At 65.4% G+C, this 16,112-nt stretch carries 17 protein-coding genes and 1 pseudogene; 2 read left to right on the top strand and 16 right to left on the bottom strand.

Going from position 1 to position 16,112, the window contains the following annotated elements:
• Position 1 precedes the first annotated feature (1 nt).
• Positions 2–1,078: a Z1 domain-containing protein gene (locus tag FBQ73_RS22985; protein WP_342780518.1), complete on the top strand. Its 1,077-nt coding sequence runs from the start codon at positions 2–4 to the stop codon at positions 1,076–1,078.
• A gap of 329 nt (positions 1,079–1,407) precedes the next feature.
• On the opposite strand, the gene FBQ73_RS00095 is transcribed toward FBQ73_RS22985, so the two are convergent.
• From FBQ73_RS00095 to FBQ73_RS00025, 15 genes are all read right to left on the bottom strand, one after another.
• Positions 1,408–2,586, bottom strand: coding sequence for a class I SAM-dependent methyltransferase (locus FBQ73_RS00095; protein WP_138397502.1), 1,179 nt, complete (start codon positions 2,584–2,586; stop codon positions 1,408–1,410).
• A 2-nt stretch (positions 2,587–2,588) separates the two neighbouring features.
• Positions 2,589–5,234: an ATP-binding protein gene (locus tag FBQ73_RS00090; RefSeq protein WP_138397501.1), complete on the bottom strand. Its 2,646-nt coding sequence runs from the start codon at positions 5,232–5,234 to the stop codon at positions 2,589–2,591.
• A 128-nt stretch (positions 5,235–5,362) separates the two neighbouring features.
• The gene (locus tag FBQ73_RS00085) at positions 5,363–5,791 is read right to left on the bottom strand and encodes a CopG family transcriptional regulator (protein ID WP_138397500.1); all 429 of its coding nucleotides are present in this window, start codon (positions 5,789–5,791) and stop codon (positions 5,363–5,365) included.
• 5 nt (positions 5,792–5,796) lie between these two features.
• Positions 5,797–7,776: a conjugal transfer protein TraG gene (locus FBQ73_RS00080; protein ID WP_138397499.1), complete on the bottom strand. Its 1,980-nt coding sequence runs from the start codon at positions 7,774–7,776 to the stop codon at positions 5,797–5,799.
• Between the two features lie 24 nt (positions 7,777–7,800).
• A complete protein-coding gene (locus FBQ73_RS00075) occupies positions 7,801–9,540 on the bottom strand; it encodes a relaxase/mobilization nuclease domain-containing protein (RefSeq protein ID WP_138397498.1) in 1,740 nt (579 codons plus the stop codon).
• A 243-nt stretch (positions 9,541–9,783) separates the two neighbouring features.
• A complete protein-coding gene (locus tag FBQ73_RS00070) occupies positions 9,784–10,581 on the bottom strand; it encodes a lytic transglycosylase domain-containing protein (protein WP_138397497.1) in 798 nt (265 codons plus the stop codon).
• 44 nt (positions 10,582–10,625) lie between these two features.
• Positions 10,626–11,171 (bottom strand): S26 family signal peptidase, encoded by a 546-nt coding sequence (locus tag FBQ73_RS00065; RefSeq protein WP_138397496.1) that lies wholly within the window; start codon positions 11,169–11,171, stop codon positions 10,626–10,628.
• Positions 11,168–11,698, bottom strand: coding sequence for a DUF2840 domain-containing protein (locus FBQ73_RS00060; protein ID WP_138397495.1), 531 nt, complete (start codon positions 11,696–11,698; stop codon positions 11,168–11,170). Before FBQ73_RS00060 ends, FBQ73_RS00065 begins: the two co-directional genes overlap by 4 nt.
• Entirely contained in the window at positions 11,695–11,949 is a 255-nt protein-coding gene (locus FBQ73_RS00055) for a ribbon-helix-helix protein (protein WP_138397494.1), read from the bottom strand. The genes FBQ73_RS00060 and FBQ73_RS00055 overlap by 4 nt, the downstream gene beginning before the upstream one ends.
• On the bottom strand, positions 11,946–12,599 hold the full coding sequence (parA, locus tag FBQ73_RS00050) for a ParA family partition ATPase (protein ID WP_138397493.1): 654 nt from the start codon (positions 12,597–12,599) through the stop codon (positions 11,946–11,948). Before parA ends, FBQ73_RS00055 begins: the two co-directional genes overlap by 4 nt.
• Positions 12,596–13,750: a replication initiator protein A gene (locus tag FBQ73_RS00045; protein ID WP_138397492.1), complete on the bottom strand. Its 1,155-nt coding sequence runs from the start codon at positions 13,748–13,750 to the stop codon at positions 12,596–12,598. The genes parA and FBQ73_RS00045 overlap by 4 nt, the downstream gene beginning before the upstream one ends.
• A 15-nt stretch (positions 13,751–13,765) precedes the next feature.
• Positions 13,766–14,047: a helix-turn-helix transcriptional regulator gene (locus FBQ73_RS00040; protein WP_138397491.1), complete on the bottom strand. Its 282-nt coding sequence runs from the start codon at positions 14,045–14,047 to the stop codon at positions 13,766–13,768.
• Between the two features lie 140 nt (positions 14,048–14,187).
• Positions 14,188–14,646, bottom strand: a complete 459-nt coding sequence (locus tag FBQ73_RS00035) for a DUF2285 domain-containing protein (protein WP_246089483.1) — start codon at positions 14,644–14,646, stop codon at positions 14,188–14,190.
• Positions 14,612–14,956, bottom strand: coding sequence for a transcriptional regulator domain-containing protein (locus tag FBQ73_RS22980; protein WP_246089482.1), 345 nt, complete (start codon positions 14,954–14,956; stop codon positions 14,612–14,614). The genes FBQ73_RS00035 and FBQ73_RS22980 overlap by 35 nt, the downstream gene beginning before the upstream one ends.
• A gap of 127 nt (positions 14,957–15,083) precedes the next feature.
• Complete coding sequence (locus FBQ73_RS00025; RefSeq protein WP_138397489.1) at positions 15,084–15,341, bottom strand: DNA -binding domain-containing protein; 258 nt, start codon at positions 15,339–15,341, stop codon at positions 15,084–15,086.
• A 204-nt stretch (positions 15,342–15,545) separates the two neighbouring features.
• Here FBQ73_RS00025 and FBQ73_RS00020 point away from each other — a divergent pair, with 204 nt between their 5' ends.
• Complete coding sequence (locus tag FBQ73_RS00020; protein ID WP_138397488.1) at positions 15,546–15,764, top strand: helix-turn-helix domain-containing protein; 219 nt, start codon at positions 15,546–15,548, stop codon at positions 15,762–15,764.
• Positions 15,765–15,822: 58 nt separating this feature from the next.
• On the opposite strand, the pseudogene FBQ73_RS00015 reads toward FBQ73_RS00020, so the two are convergent.
• Positions 15,823–15,996 (bottom strand): annotated as a pseudogene (locus FBQ73_RS00015) (DUF736 domain-containing protein); the annotation flags it as partial.
• Positions 15,997–16,112 lie beyond the last annotated feature (116 nt).

The following is a 16,112-nucleotide window of genomic DNA, read 5'->3' as shown; positions in this document are numbered from 1 at the left end:
CCTGGTCACCGCCGCCTATCTCAACGAAGAGGTGAACGCGACCGAACAGAACTATACGATGTTGGTCCACACCAGCGGAAAGAAGATCGACCACGAGGCCGATCGGGCGACGATCGAAGAGGCGGTACTGGCCCTGACCAAGCCGGAGAGCCCTGCGTTCGCCGCCCTAGTCGCGCGGGTGCTCGAGACAGCCGAAAAGCTCTACCCTAAGGCAAACCCTGACAATCTCACCGGCTATGTGGTCGCGAACGCGTCGCGGGCGACACTGACGGTCCTGAACAGCGAGCGGGATCGCAAGGCGGCTGGCGACAACGCCACCGATCCGTCTTCGCCGTTCAGCATTATCATCGGCGGCAACATCGTCTCTCGGGGCGTGACCTTTCCCAATCTGCTGGCAATGTTCTTCACCCGCGACGTTCGGCACCGACTGCAGCAAGACACTTACATCCAGCGTGCACGCATGTTCGGGGCCCGGGGGAGTTACCTTGAGCATTTTGAGTTGACCATCCCTGCCCAGTTGTACGCGGATTGGCACCGGTGCTTCGTGTTCCATCGGCTGGCGCTGGAGACCATCAAGGAGAACCTAGACTCGCCCGTCTGGCTGGGGGACGGACGAGTGTCCGTGGCGTCGGGCGCCAGCATCGACAAGGCCACGGTGGCGCTGGACAAGGGAGAGATGGCGTTCGGGCTATTCGACTTCAGTCCGGAGTTCGACCAACTGGTCATGCAGAACGCGACCGATCCGGCGACGCTCGCAGCGCTGCGCCACCAAATCGGCAACGACGCCTTGCCTGGCTTTCTCATCGAGTTCATCAAGGCGGTACTCGCGGGCGGCGGCGGTGGTCTAGCGATCCACAACGCCTCGTCCATCGCCAGTTACGGGGCCAGTGCCAACCACGTGGCGATCTCCCGCGCCCGCGGCTTCATGGGTAAGTCACAGCTGGAGCTGAAGAAATTCCCGACCGCCGTCCACCATGTGAAGATCTTCTACAACGCGGAAGGACGTGCACGCCTCTTCTACAAGAACCAGGGCAGCCTGCAATTCATCCAGAACCTCGCCCTCTCATTCGCCGCCTGACCAGTTCAGCGGCGCGGAACAGCGGCAGCGCCAGGATCCGGTGCATGTTCCCAGTACCGTGTCGGGTCGGCGGCCAGAAGCTTCGTCGTCGGCTCGCCGGTGTCGACCATTTGTCGGTTGAGGTAACGTCGTCGTTAAGTTGACGGAAATAGGTCAGCGGGTTGTGCAAAGTTCCCCATCAGTTATGCCTCGGCCAGCAGGTGCCGAGCGTCACCGGTGTTTACACTATGTGCCCGGAGCTTCGGTCCATCTCGGGACTGGTGCACGCATTCGATCCACACCAAGTGCATCGGCCTGGTCGGTCCCTGATGTGTCACAGGAACTCGCGTCTAGGCCGCCCATTTCAGAACGGTTTCCTCCCGCATGCGCTTGGCCAAGGAACTCCCTTCGTTCGTCGGCAGATATCGATTCTGGGCCGGTAGGAGCCGAACCGACTGCTCGACGAAGGTCATCCCCTGCAACTCAAGCGCCTTGGACACCGCTGCCGAGTTCTCAATGAATACGCCCTTCAGGCAGGAGTTTCCGACCACGAGCGTTGTCGTGCCGCCCGGCTTCAATATGCGGCGAATCTCGCCCGCGAGGGTCATCACGTCAGTGACGTAGCGGTCCACCATAGCGAGGTGCCGCCTCGGCAGCGCCGCTAGATCACCCAGCGCCGCGCGAACCTCTTTGTGCGCAGGATTGCCGGCCTCCGGACCGCGTTCAGCTCCAATGCTCGTCGAGCGAATGATTCGCAACTCGCTCAGGCGATGACCCAGCCAGACGAGCGAAAGCCGATGCCCCCGCATGTAATCGATGGCGTTCAGATAGGGCGGCGAGGTCAGAACGGCGTCTGCAGTGTGGTCAGCAAGGGTCAGGGACCGGGCGTCACCGAGCCCCACTACGGCGCTACCGGCCGGCGGCGCGGAGACAAGGCGTTTGCGGACTATCTTCAACGATCGTTCAAGGCCCTGGTTGACGCAATAGTTGGACTGCAGCGCCACCCGGTGCGGGCGACTATGCGAGGTATCGCGGGCGAGGCTGGCGCACTGCTCCTTGGTAACGATAATTCGGCTCAGGGCGATTCGGATGACATCCAGCGCCGCAGTGTCCTCCGCCGTGGCGCCGTCGGAAAGCTTCTGCAGCGCGGCTGCCCAGCAGCGGAGGTCGGATACTTGGGGCTTACCGAACCAGTAGGCGATGAAATTGCGGGTCTCCTCGTCGCCATCGATCCAGGGCAGTTCGACATCGTCCGGGTTGGTGGCGAGCGCCATCTTCGCCGCCTCGGCGTAGAGACTTCCGATCCGATCGTCCTGTATGCGCGTCGTCCAGACCCGCGACATCAGGACCGCCAGCGGGTCCAGATCGAAACCGATCGCCTGCAGGCCAAGGTCGCTAGCCTGACGGATGACAGTGCCGGACCCCATCATGGGATCCACCACCACACCGCCGGCGGCGATTTGCTCAAGCGCCTGCAACGCCAGCTCCGGGGCCATCCGCGCCGGAAATGGGTGAATGGTGGCATTCATTGTTACGCATCCCCCAGGACGGCATCAGCGTCAACTTCGGCGTGCAGGTTGTCGAGTTGCTTCTCGACAGCCGCCGCCACGCGCTCGGCGCTAGCGTTGACTATGATGCGCTCGTTATCGTCTAGGCCGACCAGGTCTGGGATCAGGATCTGGAGCCCCCGAACCAGCCGGATGACATCTTCGTCGCGGACGGTGGGTACGCCCAGTTGACTGCGGCAGGTATAGGACACCAGAGACGCCTGCAGAGCGTCTGGCACCTTACCACGCAGGTGCTCCAGAGCCTTCAGGAACACGTCGATCGTCAGCTTGCGCTTGCTTTTCAGCTTCCCTTCAAGCGCTTCGACCCAGGCAGTCACCGCCTTGGGATCACGGAGCTTGAACATCGCCTCCAGAACATCCAGCGAGATGGCGCCATAAGTCACAGTGTACTCAAGGAGCTTGCCGAGATCGGCGGCTCGCATGGGCGTCACGCCCACCTGCTCACAGCGAACGGTGAGGGCTCCTTCCTCGAACCCGGGCGCCACGACCAGCGCGTATTGGGCACCATAGCGTTTGCGGTGCTCCTGCACACCGTCCAGGGAGATGTTACCGGTCTTCGCGGTCAGGTGCTTCGAGGACTTGGCGTCGTAGGTAAATTTGTAGAGCGGTGGCTCCGGCTCCTCGTCCGTCGGCTCCGGCTGCTGCGGTGCCGAGAAAGCGTAGGCGCTAGCGATGCCCTCGGGTTGGCCAGGCTTGGCCAGTTCCTTCACGGAAAATCCCAGGTAGCGCAGAGCGTCGGCGACGACGGTCTCGAGTTCCTTGCTGGCGCCGCTCTTGTGCTGCGTCCCAAGCAACAGCTTGGCTATGTGTGTGCCCGATTGCCGGCGCTGCAACGCCCGAAACCGCATGAGTTGGTCCCGATAGTCACGCATGCTCTCCACTTTGGCCGGGTCGATGCCGCTTTCCAGGGCATAGACGTCGGTCAGTAGATTCACCATGGCGATGGTGCGCACCAACTCCTTCTCCGCCTTGGTACGGGTGTGCTCCGCGACGAACGGGTGGTCGCGGTTGACGACAATGGTACTGTCTTGAATCCTGAACCGCACAAAGCTGTCGTCGTCCGACCGCTCGTACTTTACCTTGCCAAGTGCATTCTGGATGTGGTCGGCGGTATTTTTCCGCCAGTCCTCACGCTTCTGTTCGCGGTCGGAGATCCCCGTTTCGTCAAAAAGCCCGGGAATTGGCGGTTGGGTGCGTAGCGCCTCGGAGACGGCGCTGCGCAGTGGCGCTAGCGACACGACACCCAGCGATCGTACCAGGACGTCACCGCCGTCGGGCATCTCGGCGTTGCTATCGCTGTCATAGGCCGACCGTGCAATGTTGAAGGCCTTGCGCAGAAACGCCCGGAAAATGTGCAGTGCGCGCTGCTCGCGAAACTGCTCGCGATTGGTGTTCAGGTAGGGGTTTAGCCCGTCGGCACGCACAGTCATGCGGAACCGTGCCCAGGCCGCGTGGCTCAGATTTTCAGCGCCGAAGCTCGGGTCCGACTGATTGACAACACGGCCGAGCACATTCACGAAGAACCCGTTTGAGACACCACGGTCCTCTGCCTTCCCCCCACTGATTTTCTCGTCGTAGAGGCGGATCCGCCCCGTCACCCGCCCGATACCAGGCAGGTCGATATAGGGATGAGGGGAGAGGCCGGATATTACCTTGACCGTTGAATCAGCCTGGGTGGAGGTGGTGGCCGCCGCGACGTCGTCCGACTCGTCCGCGTTGTCGAGATTCAATTCGTCGAGTTTAAGATCCGGACCGATGCTCCATTCACGCGCGACACCAGCGGCGAGCTTCGTGGAGTTCAGCGCTTCTCCATTGATGCGAATGACCATCTCGCTACTCAGCGGCAGGGCTGCCTCGAGCATCCGACGCAGGACGCCCACTTTGAGTTCACGACCGGTGGGTTTCAGCCCCGACAGGATCACAAGAGTCCACGTACCTCTGCTCTGCCGCTTCAGGATCGACGCTGGTGCACCGAAATCGTCATCTGCTACCGCGGCTCCGGGATCGAGTTGGACCCCTTCGGCGATGATCTTCAACAGGTCGGGACCATAGGCAACCGAACCGATCGCCGTCTCGAGTTCCGACTCCCTGACTTCATAAAGGTCGAGAGTCAGTTCGCTGATGAGCTTGTCTGCGGCAGCGGTCCGGTCTACCTGGCCATAATCCATGGTGACCCGGCGGATGATCCCGTCAGCAGCCTTGCAGATGTACGTGAGCCGGCTCGCGAGCACATAGGTCGCAAGCTTGCCTATCCCGAATTTGCCAACCACCCGACGGCCGTGCTGTTCGGGTCGGTCTCGCTTGGGCGAGAAGGCGATATGCCAGAGGTCGCGCAGGCCCTGCTCATCCATAGATGAGCCGTTGTCGAGCACCGCCATCGTCGCGTCAGCGGCGGACAAGTCGGCTGGGATACGAATCTCAACATAGTCCGCGCCTGCGTCCCAGCCGTTAGAGATCAACTCCTCGAAGGCCTTCTGTGGCGAGGAGTAGAGCTGTTCGCTGAAGTGCTCGAGGAAGCGGGTGCTGATCTCGACCGGGATTTCCGTGGTAGCTCGGCCGACGGCTTCGACGGCTACGACCGTCGTGTTCCCCGATTTTTTCTTACCCATGCTGATTCTGCGCTGACGTTGACCAAACCCATCGTAACCATATACCCACAAGCTACGCTGAACGCACGGAATAACGTTCGCATTCCGGCTGCGCCCGAATGGCTGCATCTGGCGCACAGTGCTCATCGTCACGGGGTTAGAGCGGCTTGGTCGTCCGCGACCTCCTGAACGAGCCTCGGCCCCTTCGCAAGCCGCCGACCGAGCGCGGCGACGAAGGCCTCATAGCGTTCCCCCGCCTTGGCCCTGGCCGCCAGTGCCGCAGGCTCAGGTAACGCCGGAGTGGTGGCCAGCCAGAAGCGCACGAACACCGCGAGCGTCTCGACGGCGATGCCTAGGTCGCGCTCCAGCCGGGCCATCCGGCGGTCCAGATGGTCGAGCCGTTTTGCGATCGCTGCTTCCCGCTGCTCGGCCGCGTCCGGCGACAGGAAGGAGGCGATGGCCGCCTCGGCGATCAGTGACTGCGGCTGATCGCGCCGCGCAGCATAATCGGCCAGAAGCCCCATGGTGGCCGGATCGAGATAGACCGAGATCTGCGCCTTCTTCTTGCGCGGAGCCATCACCGTCACAGCTCCATGCCGTCATTGGGATCAAGCGAGACCTGACGCGCGACGCCATGCATGACCCGCGTCATCCGGCTGGTCCGGGCCACGTCGTCGTCGGTCTCATCGGCCAGATCGATCTCGAACTCGTTCACCGATTGCTGCGGCGCATCCACCGTCTCCACCCGTGCCAGCTCGGGCTGGCGCCGTTGCTCCGAACCTGTGGTGTCCTCATCGTCCTTGCCTTGAACCATCAGGCTGAGTTGCGATGGCGCCGGCAACGGGAGCACTGTCCAATCGTCGGGCTGGCGATCGCGAGAAGCCGAGAGCTCCGGCGGGTGTAGCACCCGCTCCCTGAACCGCTCGTCCTCGTAGTATCGCGCCTTCTTCGCCCGGATGGGCGGCGTGCCGGCCACCATGACGATCTCGTCGGCAGGCGGAAGCTGCATCACCTCGCCGGGTGTCAGGAGCGGACGGGCGGTCTCGGAGCGCGAGACCATGAGGTGCCCGAGCCAGGGCGAGAGCCGGTGGCCGGCATAGTTTTTCATGGCCTTCATCTCCGTGGCGGTGCCGAGGGCATCGGACACGCGCTTGGCGGTGCGCTCGTCGTTGGTCGCGAAGCTCACCCGCACATGGCAGTTGTCGAGGATGGAGTTGTTCGGACCGTAAGCCTTCTCGATCTGGTTCAGGGACTGGGCGATGAGGAAGCTCTTGAGCCCATAGCCCGCCATGAAGGCGAGCGCGCTCTCGAAGAAGTCGAGCCGCCCGAGCGCGGGGAACTCGTCGAGCATCAGGAGGAGCCGGTGGCGGCCGGCCTTCGCCTGTAGGTCCTCGGTGAGGCGCCGACCCACTTGGTTCAGGATCAAGCGGATGAGCGGCTTGGTGCGGTTGATGTCCGAGGGCGGCACGACGAGGTAGAGCGTGGTCGGCCGGGTAGCTGCCACCAGATCGCCGATGCGCCAGTCGCAGCGCCGGGTCACCTCGGCGACAACGGGGTCTCGGTAGAGCCCGAGGAAGGACATGGCGGTGGAAAGAACACCGGAGCGCTCATTCTCCGACTTGTTCAGGAGCTCGCGGGCAGCGCTGGCGATCACCGGATGGGGACCGGCCTTCCCGAGGTGCGCCGTCGTCATCATGGCGGCAAGGGTCGTTTCGATGGGACGTCGCGGATCGGAGAGAAAGGCGGCGACACCGGCCAGCGTCTTGTCTCGCTCGGCGTAGAGCACGTGGAGGATGGCGCCCACCAGCAGAGCATGGCTGGTCTTCTCCCAGTGATTGCGCTTCTCGAGGGAGCCCTCGGGGTCCACGAGGATGTCGGCGATGTTCTGGACGTCGCGCACCTCCCATTCCCCGCGGCGGACCTCCAGCAGGGGATTGTAGGCGGAGGACCGCACATTGGTGGGGTCGAACAGCAATACGCGCCCGTGCCTTGCCCGAAAGCCGGCGGTGAGCTGCCAGTTCTCACCCTTGATGTCGTGGACGATGGCCGATCCCGGCCAGGTGAGCAGGGAGGGCACGACGAGGCCGACGCCTTTGCCGGATCGGGTCGGCGCGAAGCACAGGACGTGCTCGGGTCCATCATGGCGCAGATAGTTCACGCCATGGCGACCGAGCACGACTCCATCAGGACCGAGCAGCCCGGCCGCGCGGATCTCGTCCGGCTCGGCCCAGCGGGCGGAGCCATAGGTCTCGACACGCCTTGCCTCCCGGGCCCGCCACACCGAGAGGCTGATTGCGGCGGCGATGGACAGGAACCCGCCCGAGGCGGCGATGATCGCACCCTCTGTGAAGATGGCCGGCGCATAGGCGTCGTAGAAATACCACCACCAGAAGAAGGCCGGCGGGGGATAGACAGGCCAGGGCCCCAGCAGGAACCAGGGTGGCCCGAGCTGGTCCTGGAAACCCAGCCGCCAACCCACGAACTGCGTTGCTCCCCAGGTGGTGGCGAGCACGATGGCGAGGACGAGGACGATCTGGCCCCAGAGGATCTTGGTCGCGGACATACAGCGCTCCGATGATGAGTGAGGTCAGAGGCCGAGGCCACGCTTGCGGCCGAAGGACCAATCAATGCCACCGTCGGCGCGGGCGACGCCGGAGACGTGCTTGCCGAGCTGCTTCTCCACGGAGGGCGTCCACGGCACGAGCTGGAAGCCCAAGCCATCATCGATCATGGCCAAACGACCCGAGGCGAGCGCGAAGCGCTGGCGGTAGGTGCCGGAGACATAGTCTCCCGATCCGGATCGATTGAACGGCTGTCCGGTCTCGGCGGCGAGCTTCTTGCCCAGCGCGTCCACCTCCCGCCGGCGCAAGGTCTCGATCAGGTCCGGCGCGAAGGTGACGCGGTGACCCTGGCGCTCGGCCAGTCCCTCCCGGACCAGATAATCGGCGCGGCGCTTCATGGCATCGCTCACCTCGGCGCCAAAGCCGCCCTCCGACAAAGGCGCCGGTGTGCGACTGAGCGCCTGCCGATCGAGCCAGGTGGCGCCCGCTGCCGTGACCTGTCGCTCGATGTCGAGGTCCGAGCGGACCGCCAGCGCGGCCCGCTGTTGGCCCCGGGCATCCTCGAACCTCCTCAGCTCGACGATGGAGCCCGGAGCGCAATCGCCTGCCGAATCGAGGTCGGGCAGCCGGATGTGATGGGTGCGTCCATCGACGCCATCGACCACGGCATAGGCGGATCCCTTCAACTCGTCGTCGAGCCCGCGATCGACCAGGCGGCCGATGATAGGTGCATCGAGGCGCTCACCGGAAAGCACATAGCTTGCTGTACCGCGCTCGATGCCCTGCGCGGTCAGGGCCCGGTGTATCCGCTTGATGATGTCACCGCGCTCGCCCAGCGCGCGGAGCGTCGCTTCGGCCTTCTCGTCGATCACCCACTGGCCGGGGCCGACCTGATCGGCGAAGCCGAGGGTTTCGAGCTTGCGCAGTCGCCCGACCTTCAGGGCATGGAACGCGTCCGGCTGGCGATCGGCATGGGGCGCGACGTCGATCACGCCGGTCTCGTGCTGGTCCCGAACCAGTTGACGGTCGAGCTGCGTCCACCTCTCCGCCTCCACTTGCCGCTCGATGGCGCGGCGGATGTCGAGGTCGGTGCGCGGCCCCAGCTCCTGGGTGACCAGATCCTGTGCGCGGGCGCGCATGCCCTCCTTGATGTAATCGCGGGAGATGACGAGGTCCTGACCGTCATCGGTCTTGCCGCGCACCAAAATGTGCAAATGGGGATTGTCGGTGTTCCAGTGGTCGACGCCGACCCAATCCAGCTTGGTGCCGAGGTCCTTCTCCATCTGGCCCACGAGGTCGCGGGCGAAGGACCGAAGGTCGGTCATGTCCGCCGCGTCCTCGGGCGAGACGATGGAGCGGAAGTGGTGCCGATCGTCGGCGCACCGCTCCGCGAAGGCGCGGCCGTCCCCCTCGTCGGCACCCGGCCCGAACAGACGGGCCTTTTCCCCGTCCCGGGTGACGCCGTCCCGGCGCAGGTAGGCAATGTGCGAGGACAGGGGTGCGGCACGGGCGGTGTGGCGCACCACGCGGGTCTTGATGACGACGACGCGCGAGCGACCGGTGAGCAGGCGGTTGGCCTGGATGCTCGCCGTCCGCCCGCGGCCGAAGTGGGAGCGCTTGCCGGAGGTGAGGCGGCCGGATCGGGAGACGTGGCCGCCGGCCTTCTGGGCCGCGGCGAGGGCCTGCGCGATGAAGGGCCTTGCCCGCTGAGCGCGGGTCGAACGGATGCGACCCGGCCGGACGCGAAACTCGTGCTCATCGGCCATGGCTCGCCTCCGCAAGGTGCGAGGAGACCAACAAAACCAGAGACTTGAGCAACGATGACAAGTTGCCAGTAGGAGGCGCAAGGTGCGAAGCGCCGGAAATTCCCAAACAAAAACAACCGCCCGACCGAAGCGCACCTTGCGCCCTTTTATCTCGCCATCGAACGGTTGGGGTACCCGCCTTCCCGTCCTGCCTTCGCCCTGACGCGACGCAGCCCGAGAAGGCACGAATGGGGGCTGAGGCGATCATCGCGCACCTCCCGTGCCCGGTCGTGTGACGAACAAGCCGGTCGATGGCGGGACGATGGCAGAGACATCGCGCACCGCAGACGTCGCAGTCGCTTCTGCCGGCAAGCGCTCCCGGGGTGCCGGAACGGTCGTGGACGTGCGGGCTGGTGGCAGAATGAAGATCGGAGCGCGAGCCCACGATGGCTGCTCCGGCTGCGGCGCGGCGGACACTCTGGAGGCATCCGCGCCGGCGTCGTCGGGCGCGATGACGGGCGCGAGCGCTTCGACGTAGGTGCGCGTTTCCTGAGGCAGGGTCCGTCCCTTCCGGGACGCTTCATAGCGGCTGGGCCCCGCGTTGTAGGCGGCAAGGAAGCCAGGATGGCCGTAGCGATCGAACAGCTCCCGCAGGTAGGCCGCGCCCGCCATGATGTTGTCGTGCGGGTCGTAGGGGTCATCGCCGAGGCCATAGTGGACGCGCAGCTCGGCCCAGGTTTGCGGCATGATCTGCATCAGCCCCATGGCGCCTTTGGGCGAGGTCGAGCGCGCGTCGCCGTCACTTTCGGCGCGCAGCACGGACCGGATCCAGCCTGCGGGAATGTCGAAGCGCTCCGCAGCCTCCGTGATGAAATCGGCGTAGCGATCGGCCGGTGACGACAACTTCTGGGTCGCGGGAGCCTCCGCCGTGAGGACAGCAGTCGACCAGCCGAAAGGCACTCCGGAAAGGAGAACAAAGACGACTGCGTGGCGACGGGCGTGCGCTCGCATCGAGACGAGCACGAGGATGGGGACACGCAGGAACGGATCCGTCTGCAGCATGACGGCCTCTCGGAGCTGATGGTGGTGAGGTTGTTCGGTCGCGCTCAGCGCGTAGGCGCACGCCAGACGAAGTGCCCGTCGCCGGCCTCGTCGGTGTAGAGCGGCACGGCGCGGCCGATCACAGTGCTGGCGGGCAGTGGGCCGAAATACCGCCCGTCGAGGCTGTCCGGCACGTCGAAATTCATGAGGAAGAGCTCACCGTGAGCGATGCGACGGCATCCGCGCCAGACCGGCAGTGGCCGACCCATGCGGTCGCGCTCCAGCGCCTCGCCGTAAGCCACGCCATCGACGGTGATGATACCGTCCCTGCGGCAGACCTCCTGCCCGGGAAGCGCCGCCACGCGCTTCACCAATGGGACGCCGGCTCCCACATAGCCGCGCTCCGCCATGAAGCGGGCGAGCGCCGCCGGCGGCCTGACGGCCAGTAGGTCCGTGACATCGAATCTGCGCGCGGGCTCGATAGCGTAGAGGCCGACGGGCGCGCTGGCTGAGACGTTCCAGACCAGCTTGAGCGGTGTCGGAACGAACGCGGCGGCACCAGCGCCCATCACCGAGAAATACGTCACCATCACATAGCCGAAGCGGGTCATTCTTCGCACTCCCGCCGCTTGAGCCACGCCTGATGGCGCTCCAACGTGTAGGCGCGGGGCATGTGGCCAGCGATCAGGCGGTTGTGGACGTGCCGCCAGTGGTCGGGGGCGGCATCCGCGCCGTTGACGCCGATGGCCTCGACGGAATCGATATGCTGGAGCACCTTCTCGACCTTCGGCCAGCCGTCGGCGCGCAGCAGGATTTCTCCGCCTGGACGCACGAAGGGCAGCGTCTGGTAGGCCTCGCCCTCCGCGACGGCGCGCACGACGTCGATGCGCGAGACCACGGTGCCGAAGTCGTTCGACGCCCAGCGCACGAAGGCAAAGATGCTGCCCGGCGCGAATGAGACGATGCGCCGGCTGCGGTCGAGGATCTGCGCATGAGCTGGGCGGCCGAAGCGGATCCAGTTCTCGATCCGCCTCTCGATCCAGGTCAGCTCCACATGGGTGAACGGGTCTGAAGTCGGTGAGGTCGGCGCTGGGGCAACAGCTCGGGGAATGGGGGACGACACGGACGGGCCGGTCATGACGCATCTCCTGGGGTCGAGGGAAACTCACGGGCGAGGAGGTCGCGGAGCATGTCGGCGACGGTCTGGCCACGGCCGAAGGCGGCGATCTTGATCCGCCCGCGCAAGTCGGGCGTGACATCGATGGTGAGCCGCGCGGTGAAGCCGCCGGCGTTTCCATCGCTCGCGGGCCTTGGCTCCGTAGCCTTCACCCATTGCTCGGCATCGGCGGGCCGGGCGGCGAAGCCCCGCCGGTTCGGGCGTTCGTTCATGGCTTGGTCCCGCCAGCGGGAAGAGCGAGGATCTCCGCGGCGAGTGCCGCAATCTCCCGCACCGCCGGCCCGTCGGCATTGAGCTCGCTGACGAGCCGCCCGGACTGCGCCGACATGGCGAAGGCGACGCGCTGGCCGATGGTGGTCGCGAGCACGGGCGGATCATGATCCGCCAGCGTCTCGGCGGTCTCGCGGGCAAGCACCGTGCGGGCGCCGCAGCGGTTCAGCACGAACCGCGCGGCAAGTTCCGGCCGGTAGATGCGGGCCTCGCTGAGGAGGGCCAGCATCTCGGCGGAGGCCCAGCCGTCGAGCGGCGAAGGCTGCACGGGGATCAGCACCAGGTCGGCAGCGAGGAGCGCGGAGCGCATGAGGGCAGCGACACGGGGAGGCCCGTCGATGACCACATGGTCGGCATCGCGCGCCAACTCGGGGGCCTCCCGATGGAGCGTGTCACGGGCGAGGCCGACAACGCCGAACAGGCGTGGCAGGCCCTCGCGGCTGCGTTGCTGCGACCAGTCCAGTGCCGAGCCCTGGGGGTCCGCATCGATCAGCGTGACGCGCTGACCGCGGCTCGCCCAGGCGCCGGCAAGGTGCAGGGCAAGCGTCGTCTTGCCGACGCCACCCTTCTGATTGAGCAGCGCGACGATCATCGACGGCCTCCCAATGGGCTCGCGGGAGGCAGATCGGCTGCGGGAAGAGGTTCTGGCGCTGGAAACCCATCTTTACGGAAAGACGGAAGGCACTCATCTTCAGAAGTGCGCGGATGCGCCAGATCTTTGACCTGTTGAGCGCAGTTATCCACATCGCCTGCGCGCCTCTTAAAGTTAGACTCTATGTTAGAGTCTAAGTTAGGAGCGCGATTTTGCCTTTTCGGACTTGGGGTTAACCCCGGTTTGGGTTCCCGAAAGCACGAGGAGCCGGTTCCCGATGGCACGTGGCACCGGGTTCCCGATGGCACGAAGGGATTCACAGGCTGTCCACAGGCGGGCTCGAAGGCGAGCAGCGTGCGCGAACCCGCGTCAAATTCCAGGAACAGGGTGTAGCCGGGCAGCGGCTGGCGGCGGATGATGTCCCGCAGCTCAAAGGCGAAGCGCTTGAAGGGCGAGAGGCTGCCAGACTTCAAGTAGAGGTGGCGGAAATCGAAGCGCCAGCCGGCGTGCTGGCGGCCGCCGTGCTTGCGCACCAGCCGGTAGAGCCAGCGATCGAGCCCGCCGGTCAGCTCGAAATACGCCCGGTCGATGGTGAGGACGAGGGCGTCCTCCACGATGGCGCAATAGAACCAGTCGGGGACGATGAGCTCGATTCCCGCGGGCCTGCCGTCCCGGTCGGTGCGCTCCTTCCACTCGTTGATCCAGGAGAAGCGATGGCGCCGTCCCTCGGCCGGCTGGCGGATCGAGGTGGACACGGTGGTGGACTGCAGCCGGTCGAGTGCAGCTTTGAGGCGCTGGTAGTCCCGGAGCGAGGTGCCCCGCCCCACGAACCTGAGGATTTCGTAGGGGGTGGCGACCATGAAACGCGACGTGCGCAGGCCGGCGTCGCGGGCCTCCACGATCTGGCTCGCCGCCCAGATCAGGATGTCGGCGTCCCAGATGGTCGCCATGCCGTGATCAGGCACGGCCTCGACCCGGATGGAGACATCGCCGGCGGCAAAATCGATGGGGGCGATACGATGGGTCTTGGAGAGGGAGAAGAAGGGATAGGCCATGAGATCCTGCGCATCTCGTGGCGCGAACGCGCCGGGAAGCGCGCGAAACAGATCGAGCTGTCCGCGCTCCGGCTGGGAGCGATGCCGCGCCGCCATGGAGAAGGGTTCCGATCAGCGTGCGAAGCGGCGGGGCTCGACAACGCCGGGCAGGCCCTGTCGCTTGGCCGGCAGGACGCAGCCGCGCGGATCGGAGGTGGAGGTGACGGCGCCACGGGCGACCCAGGCCTGCAGATCCTCGATGGCATAGACAACGCGGCCGCCGAGCTTGCGATAGGCGGGGCCGGTCCCGTAGGTGCGGTGCTTCTCGAGCGTGCGGGCGGACAGGCTGAGGAAGACGGCGGCTTCCTTGGTGCGCAGGTAGCGCGGTGGGAACGTGGCAGCATCGGGTCGCATGGATCAGGCCTCCGCGGGCGATCTCGGGCCGCTGGTCATCAGCGGCGAATGGCGATCACGGTGGCGAAGGGCAGCCGTCGAGGGGGATGGGGAAGTTGAGGGGGGCGAAAATCCCCACCCTCAGCATGCCGGCGATGCGGCTATGGTCTTCTTCGATGACGCAGGAGCTTGAGATAGCCGCCGCCGATCATGGCGAGGCCGCCTTTGACGAGGCCGATGACCTTGTCGCGCAGCGCCGAGGTTTTCCAGGGCTCGGACGCGACGCGCTCGTGGCTGTAAAGGACCATGGCGATGTCGCGATAGCTGGCGCCGTTCGCCCGACCATCGGCCGCCAGCATCATGGTGCGCAGCCGGCCACGCTGCTGCGCGGTGATGCGGGTGTCGGGGATCACCGACCGACCCTCGACAGTGCGCCAGAAGCGGGTCAAGGCCTCCACCCGCCCAATCGTGTCCGCGTCCAGCGGGATCAATGCCGCCAGCGGCGCGTTGGGGCGTGTCCCGGTTAGAACCAGCACCTGCGCGGCATGAGGTGCCGGACCATGGACCCAGTATCGGCCCTCGGTGCTATCCCGCGGCGCAACCATGCCGCCGAACGACACGTTGGGCGCGCCCGGAAGAAACGCGGGCTGTTGGGCGAGAAGCACGATGGCCGGATCGACAACCGGCGACCACGGGACGTTCTGTTCCACGGCGGAGAGAGATGGCCGCGCGGCGAAATCGCAGCCCCCAGCGTTGCTCCACCTCCCGGGGGAGCGGGTCGGCATCCGAGCCGGCCTTCACGAGGGACTGGTAGTGCTCCTGGTAGGTCTCGTCCCGGCGCAGGCATTCCCAGGCGAGGCCTTCGACGGACAGCGCATCGAAATAGACGTAGCTGGCATCTTCTCGCCAGCGCGATGTATCGGGCTTCATTACTCGTCTCCGCATCAAGCGTGCGTGTCGAGTAAGGACAATCAGGGATTGAGGGTATTGGGGGAAGTCTGCCACGGAGCATCGCGTGATGCGGCTGCGGCATCACCCCTGCGAACGCGCCGCAACGTCAGACGGGACGGCGGAGGAGATCCTTGTAGCCGCTGGAGGCCACCCATCGGGCCCGTGCCAGATGGGCGTCATGGACATGACGGGCACGTTCGGGCTCCCGAGCCGCGTCGATGCCGAACAGCACCGAGACGATCTCCTCCCAGCCGGCGCCATCCGCCGTGGCATCGAGCAGGCGTGCATAGAGCTTGATATGCCCCCGGTCGTAGTCGGTGAGCTCGGGAGCGGACGGAGCGGTGTCTGCAAACGCGTCGGTCATGTCACCCCACGTTTCCATGCCTGGCGCAGCCTCGTCCCTTCTAGACGACGGCGGATGGTGAAGCGAGCCCGCAAGATGGGGCATTCCCGGGGCCGGTCGATGGTCGATTGGCATAGGGAGTGCCGCCCTCTAACCCGCTAGTGTCACTTGATTACATATTATAGTTGATAATCCCAAAGTGTGTAAATTGCGATCCGTCTGCGCATGGACATGCGCAAGCTGGTCGGCCGGAACTTCGCTCGCCTGCGTCAGGAGAAAGGCCTGACGCAGGAGGATGTCGAGGCGCGCTCCGGTTTCAGCCAGCAGTATATCAGCGGCCTCGAGCGTGGCCGGCGCAATCCGACGGTCATCACCCTCTACGAGCTGGCTCAGGCGCTGGGGGTCAGCCACGTTGAGCTGGTGCGGCCCGACGGCAACGACTGACCGGTGAACCCCGGGTTTAGGAAGGCCCCGGCCGGATCCGGCCGGGGCCTTGGGCGGCTCACTCGCCGCGCCGTCCGCTGGGGCGGGACCAGATGAGGCTGAAGGTGTCAGCGTCCTCGTCGTCGAAGAGGTTGGCGTAGATCGGGGCGTTGAAGCTCGGATCGTCGAGCTTGAGGCCCAGATAGTCGCGGCCTTCGCTGGAGCGTTTCGACCAGGCGGCGCCGATCTCGGCATTATGTGGAGCTCCACATAAGATCGATTATGCGGAGAGCGGGATTATGCAGAGCGCCGGCCTGTAAGGTCTGTGTTGCCGCCGGTTTCGGCGGGGGTTCTGCTCCGCATAATTGC

Origin of the sequence: Xanthobacter autotrophicus (assembly GCF_005871085.1) — a bacterium.
Lineage (GTDB): Bacteria > Pseudomonadota > Alphaproteobacteria > Rhizobiales > Xanthobacteraceae > Xanthobacter > Xanthobacter autotrophicus.
Note: the sequence above shows the minus strand (reverse complement) of the source record. Positions and strands in the feature narration are given on the sequence as shown.

Bases quoted from the DNA above. Each gene is read 5' to 3' on its own strand.
- FBQ73_RS22980 (WP_246089482.1), bottom strand. From the start codon at position 14,956: ATGAAGCCCGATACATCGCGCTGGCGAGAAGATGCCAGCTACGTCTAT.
- FBQ73_RS00085 (WP_138397500.1), bottom strand. From the start codon at position 5,791: ATGGCTCCGCGCAAGAAGAAGGCGCAGATCTCGGTCTATCTCGATCCG.
- FBQ73_RS00080 (WP_138397499.1), bottom strand. From the start codon at position 7,776: ATGTCCGCGACCAAGATCCTCTGGGGCCAGATCGTCCTCGTCCTCGCC.
- FBQ73_RS00020 (WP_138397488.1), top strand. From the start codon at position 15,546: ATGGACATGCGCAAGCTGGTCGGCCGGAACTTCGCTCGCCTGCGTCAG.
- FBQ73_RS00045 (WP_138397492.1), bottom strand. From the start codon at position 13,750: ATGGCGGCGCGGCATCGCTCCCAGCCGGAGCGCGGACAGCTCGATCTG.
- FBQ73_RS00095 (WP_138397502.1), bottom strand. From the start codon at position 2,586: ATGAATGCCACCATTCACCCATTTCCGGCGCGGATGGCCCCGGAGCTG.
- FBQ73_RS00025 (WP_138397489.1), bottom strand. From the start codon at position 15,341: ATGACCGACGCGTTTGCAGACACCGCTCCGTCCGCTCCCGAGCTCACC.
- FBQ73_RS00040 (WP_138397491.1), bottom strand. From the start codon at position 14,047: ATGCGACCCGATGCTGCCACGTTCCCACCGCGCTACCTGCGCACCAAG.
- FBQ73_RS00060 (WP_138397495.1), bottom strand. From the start codon at position 11,698: ATGACCGGCCCGTCCGTGTCGTCCCCCATTCCCCGAGCTGTTGCCCCA.
- FBQ73_RS00075 (WP_138397498.1), bottom strand. From the start codon at position 9,540: ATGGCCGATGAGCACGAGTTTCGCGTCCGGCCGGGTCGCATCCGTTCG.
- FBQ73_RS00070 (WP_138397497.1), bottom strand. From the start codon at position 10,581: ATGCTGCAGACGGATCCGTTCCTGCGTGTCCCCATCCTCGTGCTCGTC.
- parA (WP_138397493.1), bottom strand. From the start codon at position 12,599: ATGATCGTCGCGCTGCTCAATCAGAAGGGTGGCGTCGGCAAGACGACG.
- FBQ73_RS00065 (WP_138397496.1), bottom strand. From the start codon at position 11,171: ATGACCCGCTTCGGCTATGTGATGGTGACGTATTTCTCGGTGATGGGC.
- FBQ73_RS00090 (WP_138397501.1), bottom strand. From the start codon at position 5,234: ATGGGTAAGAAAAAATCGGGGAACACGACGGTCGTAGCCGTCGAAGCC.
- FBQ73_RS00055 (WP_138397494.1), bottom strand. From the start codon at position 11,949: ATGAACGAACGCCCGAACCGGCGGGGCTTCGCCGCCCGGCCCGCCGAT.